Origin of the sequence: Paeniglutamicibacter selenitireducens, from assembly GCF_051550675.1 — a bacterium.
GTDB lineage: Bacteria > Actinomycetota > Actinomycetes > Actinomycetales > Micrococcaceae > Paeniglutamicibacter.
In genome coordinates this window covers 1-5,687 of the sequence record NZ_JBPULF010000019.1, presented here as the reverse complement: position 1 = coordinate 5,687, position 5,687 = coordinate 1, and the positions used below count along the sequence as shown (strand labels likewise).

Genomic DNA, 5,687 nt, shown 5'->3' with positions numbered 1-5,687 from the left:
TTGTTTGAGAACTCAATAGTGTGCCAAGTTTGTTGATACCAATTTATTTATTTTATTGGTGAATGGTTCCAGGGTCCGCACCCCCGTGTGGGTACCTGGGGCAATTTGCCGGGATTTTTTTACTTGGTGCAACCCGGTCGGCTTTTTCCAGTCGGCGTGTTGGTTGTGTCTGTATTTTTTTACGGAGAGTTTGATCCTGGCTCAGGATGAACGCTGGCGGCGTGCTTAACACATGCAAGTCGAACGATGACCCCCAGCTTGCTGGGGTGATTAGTGGCGAACGGGTGAGTAACACGTGAGTAACCTGCCCCTGACTCTGGGATAAGCCCGGGAAACTGGGTCTAATACTGGATATGCACCGTGGACCGCATGGTCCTTGGTGGAAAGATTTTTTGGTCAGGGATGGACTCGCGGCCTATCAGCTTGTTGGTGAGGTAATGGCTCACCAAGGCGACGACGGGTAGCCGGCCTGAGAGGGTGACCGGCCACACTGGGACTGAGACACGGCCCAGACTCCTACGGGAGGCAGCAGTGGGGAATATTGCACAATGGGCGAAAGCCTGATGCAGCGACGCCGCGTGAGGGATGACGGCCTTCGGGTTGTAAACCTCTTTCAGTAGGGAAGAAGCGAAAGTGACGGTACCTGCAGAAGAAGCGCCGGCTAACTACGTGCCAGCAGCCGCGGTAATACGTAGGGCGCAAGCGTTATCCGGAATTATTGGGCGTAAAGAGCTCGTAGGCGGTTTGTCGCGTCTGCCGTGAAAGTCCGAGGCTCAACCTCGGATCTGCGGTGGGTACGGGCAGACTAGAGTGATGTAGGGGAGACTGGAATTCCTGGTGTAGCGGTGAAATGCGCAGATATCAGGAGGAACACCGATGGCGAAGGCAGGTCTCTGGGCATTAACTGACGCTGAGGAGCGAAAGCATGGGGAGCGAACAGGATTAGATACCCTGGTAGTCCATGCCGTAAACGTTGGGCACTAGGTGTGGGGGACATTCCACGTTTTCCGCGCCGTAGCTAACGCATTAAGTGCCCCGCCTGGGGAGTACGGCCGCAAGGCTAAAACTCAAAGGAATTGACGGGGGCCCGCACAAGCGGCGGAGCATGCGGATTAATTCGATGCAACGCGAAGAACCTTACCAAGGCTTGACATGTGCCAGACCGCCGTGGAAACACGGTTTCCCCTTTGGGGCTGGTTCACAGGTGGTGCATGGTTGTCGTCAGCTCGTGTCGTGAGATGTTGGGTTAAGTCCCGCAACGAGCGCAACCCTCGTTCTATGTTGCCAGCACGTGATGGTGGGGACTCATAGGAGACTGCCGGGGTCAACTCGGAGGAAGGTGGGGACGACGTCAAATCATCATGCCCCTTATGTCTTGGGCTTCACGCATGCTACAATGGCCGGTACAATGGGTTGCGATACTGTGAGGTGGAGCTAATCCCAAAAAGCCGGTCTCAGTTCGGATTGGGGTCTGCAACTCGACCCCATGAAGTCGGAGTCGCTAGTAATCGCAGATCAGCAACGCTGCGGTGAATACGTTCCCGGGCCTTGTACACACCGCCCGTCAAGTCACGAAAGTTGGTAACACCCGAAGCCGGTGGCCTAACCCCTTGTGGGAGGGAGCCGTCGAAGGTGGGACCGGCGATTGGGACTAAGTCGTAACAAGGTAGCCGTACCGGAAGGTGCGGCTGGATCACCTCCTTTCTAAGGAGCAACTAACGCCAGGCTGGGATTCCAATGTGTTTCCCGTGCGGGTGTTCAGTGCTGCTCGTTGCCGCCACTTGTGTTGGTGGGCGAGTGCTCAAGGGTGGAATATCAACAAGCAATGGCCGTCTTTTCCTGGGCATGGTTCTCCAGTACGCCGCACTTGTGTGGTTGGAACGTGGATCGTGTGTGGGTTGGGGTGGTCTTTTGGCACGCTGTTGGGTCCTGGATCAACAGGCCCGTTGCCGGTCCCTTTCGGGGGGTTGGTGGTGGTTCTTGTTTTTCTGGTTTCCCGCGCATGGCCTAAGCCGCACAGGTTGCACCTTTTGGTGTGTGTGTGGTGGTGGGTGTGACGGGGTTGTTGTTTGGGAACTGTATAGTGGACGCGAGCATCTTGTGAAACAGGGATTCTGTCCTTGTTTTGCATAAGCAATTTCTTATGAATTATTGAACCTGGTGGACACGCTTTCGGGCGTGTTCTTCTTGGTTCTTTCGATTGTAAAAATATAGCTCATGTAAATTTTTGATCATGTTTGTGGTCAAGTTTTTAAGGGCGCACGGTGGATGCCTTGGCATTGGGAGCCGAAGAAGGACGTGGGAATCTGCGATAAGCCTGGAGGAGTCGATAACCGGACGTTGATACCAGGATTTCCGAATGGGGAAACCCCGCACCATGTCATGTGGTGTGACCCGCAGCTGAACACATAGGCTGCGTGGAGGGAACGCGGGGAAGTGAAACATCTCAGTACCCGCAGGAAGAGAAAACAATAGTGATTCCGTTAGTAGTGGCGAGCGAACGCGGATGGGGCTAAACCGGTCCATGTGTGATAGCCGGCGGGCGTTGCATGGTCGGGGTTGCGGGACTTCCCGTTCTGGTTCTGCCGGACCAGTGAAGTGAGGTGCAGGCGTATAGGCGAACCGGTTTGAATGCCGGACCATAGAGGGTGAAAGTCCCGTAGTGCCAATGCGTGTCTGCCGCTTTGTGGAAGTATCCCAAGTAGGACGGGGCCCGAGAAATCCCGTTTGAATCCGCCAGGACCACCTGGTAAGCCTAAATACTACCCAATGACCGATAGCGGATAAGTACCGTGAGGGAATGGTGAAAAGTACCCCGGGAGGGGAGTGAAATAGTACCTGAAACCGTGCGCTTACAATCCGTTGGAGCCTCCTTGTTGGGGTGACAGCGTGCCTTTTGAAGAATGAGCCTGCGAGTTAGTGTTACGTCGCGAGGTTAACCCGTGTGGGGAAGCCGTAGCGAAAGCGAGTCTGAATAGGGCGAGTTAGTGGCGTGATCTAGACCCGAAGCGAAGTGATCTACCCATGGCCAGGTTGAAGCGCGTGTAAGAGCGCGTGGAGGACCGAACCCACTTCAGTTGAAAATGGAGGGGATGAGCTGTGGGTAGGGGTGAAAGGCCAATCAAACTTCGTGATAGCTGGTTCTCCCCGAAATGCATTTAGGTGCAGCGTTGCGTGTTTCTTACCGGAGGTAGAGCTACTGGATGGCTAATGGGCCCTACAAGGTTACTGACGTCAGCCAAACTCCGAATGCCGGTAAGTGAGAGCGCAGCAGTGAGACTGTGGGGGATAAGCTTCATAGTCGAGAGGGAAACAGCCCAGAACGCCAACTAAGGCCCCTAAGCGTGTGCTAAGTGGAAAAGGATGTGGAGTTGCGAAGACAACCAGGAGGTTGGCTTAGAAGCAGCCATCCTTGAAAGAGTGCGTAATAGCTCACTGGTCAAGTGATTCCGCGCCGACAATGTAGCGGGGCTCAAGCACACCGCCGAAGTTGCGTCATTCAAATATTGGTAGGCCTTCGTGGTCCAGCCGTTTGGATGGGTAGGGGAGCGTCGTGTGGGCAGTGAAGTCGCGGTGTAAACCAGCGGTGGAGCCCACACGAGTGAGAATGCAGGCATGAGTAGCGAATGACGGGTGAGAAACCCGTCCGCCGAATGATCAAGGGTTCCAGGGTCAAGCTAATCTGCCCTGGGTAAGTCGGGACCTAAGGCGAGGCCGACAGGCGTAGTCGATGGACAACGGGTTGATATTCCCGTACCGGCAAAAAACCGCCCATAGCGAACCGGTGATGCTAACCGCCCCAACCACCCACCGTGCAGCCTTCGGGTTGTGCACCGGGTGTGCGGCGCGGGACCCGAACCGGGGAGTTAAGCGTATTAACAGGTGTGACGCAGGAAGGTAGCCGAGCCAGGCAATGGAATTGACCTGGTCCAAGGATGTAGGGCGAGTCGTAGGCAAATCCGCGACTCATTGAGCCTGAGATCCGATAGGCGCCCCCTTCGGGGGGTGATTCGGTGATCCTATGCTGCCAAGAAAAGCATCGACGCGAGGTTTTAGCCGCCCGTACCCCAAACCGACACAGGTGATCAGGTAGAGAATACTAAGGCGATCGAGAGAATCATGGTTAAGGAACTCGGCAAAATGCCCCCGTAACTTCGGGAGAAGGGGGGCCTGCCCCGTGACCGCCACTTGCTGGCGTGAGCGGGTGTGGGCCGCAGAGACCAGGGGGAAGCGACTGTTTACTAAAAACACAGGTCCGTGCGAAGTCGCAAGACGATGTATACGGACTGACTCCTGCCCGGTGCTGGAAGGTTAAGAGGACCGGTTAGCCACTTGTGGCGAAGCTGAGAATTTAAGCCCCAGTAAACGGCGGTGGTAACTATAACCATCCTAAGGTAGCGAAATTCCTTGTCGGGTAAGTTCCGACCTGCACGAATGGAGTAACGACTTCCCCGCTGTCTCAACCATGAACTCGGCGAAATTGCACTACGAGTAAAGATGCTCGTTACGCGCAGCAGGACGGAAAGACCCCGAGACCTTTACTATAGTTTGGTATTGGTGTTCGGTGCAGCTTGTGTAGGATAGGTGGGAGACTTTGAAGCCCGGACGCCAGTTCGGGTGGAGTCATCGTTGAAATACCACTCTGGCTGTACCGGTCACCTAACTTCGGCCCATAATCTGGGTCAGGGACAGTGCCTGATGGGTAGTTTAACTGGGGCGGTTGCCTCCCAAAAAGTAACGGAGGCGCCCAAAGGTTCCCTCAGCCTGGTTGGCAATCAGGTGTCGAGTGTAAGTGCACAAGGGAGCTTGACTGTGAGAGCGACAGCTCGAGCAGGGACGAAAGTCGGGACTAGTGATCCGGCGGCACGTTGTGGAACGGCCGTCGCTCAACGGATAAAAGGTACCTCGGGGATAACAGGCTGATCTTGCCCAAGAGTCCATATCGACGGCATGGTTTGGCACCTCGATGTCGGCTCGTCGCATCCTGGGGCTGGAGTAGGTCCCAAGGGTTGGGCTGTTCGCCCATTAAAGCGGTACGCGAGCTGGGTTTAGAACGTCGTGAGACAGTTCGGTCCCTATCCGCTGCGCGCGCAGGAAATTTGAGAAGAGCTGTCCTTAGTACGAGAGGACCGGGACGGACGAACCTCTGGTGTGTCAGTTGTACTGCCAAGTGCACCGCTGATTGGCTACGTTCGGAAGGGATAACCGCTGAAAGCATCTAAGCGGGAAGCCCACTTCAAGATGAGATTTCCACGCCACCTCGTGTGGCGAGAGGCCCCCAGCAGACCACTGGGTTGATAGGCGGGATGTGGAAGCGAGGACCAAAGACTCGTGAAGCTGACCCGTACTAATAGGCCGACAACTTAAACCACAAACACCACACACCGCCGGTACGCCCGCGGTGTTGGCAAGAAGCGCACGCGTCCACTATACGGTCCCGAAACAACAACCCATTGTTGTCGCGGACAAACCAACACATGCATCACCATATTTGTATCACCACAGTTACTACGTAACTTCCTTGGATTCACCCCACCCAGGCCCCGCGGCCTTGGGTGGCGGCACCAGAGTTACGGCGGTCACAGCGTGGGGGAAACGCCCGGTCCCATACCGAACCCGGAAGCTAAGACCCACAGCGCCGATGGTACTGCACTCGGGAGGGTGTGGGAGAGTAGGACACCGCCGGA

3 rRNA genes are annotated in these 5,687 nt (G+C 55.7%); all 3 read left to right on the top strand.

From position 1 onward, the window contains the following. The first annotated feature begins 178 nt into the window (after positions 1–178). Positions 179–1,704, top strand: a 16S ribosomal RNA gene (locus ACSYDW_RS18920). Between the two features lie 537 nt (positions 1,705–2,241). Continuing rightward, a 23S ribosomal RNA gene (locus ACSYDW_RS18915) occupies positions 2,242–5,371 on the top strand. Between the two features lie 200 nt (positions 5,372–5,571). Next, positions 5,572–5,687: ribosomal RNA gene (gene rrf / locus ACSYDW_RS18910) — 5S ribosomal RNA — on the top strand; the annotation flags it as partial.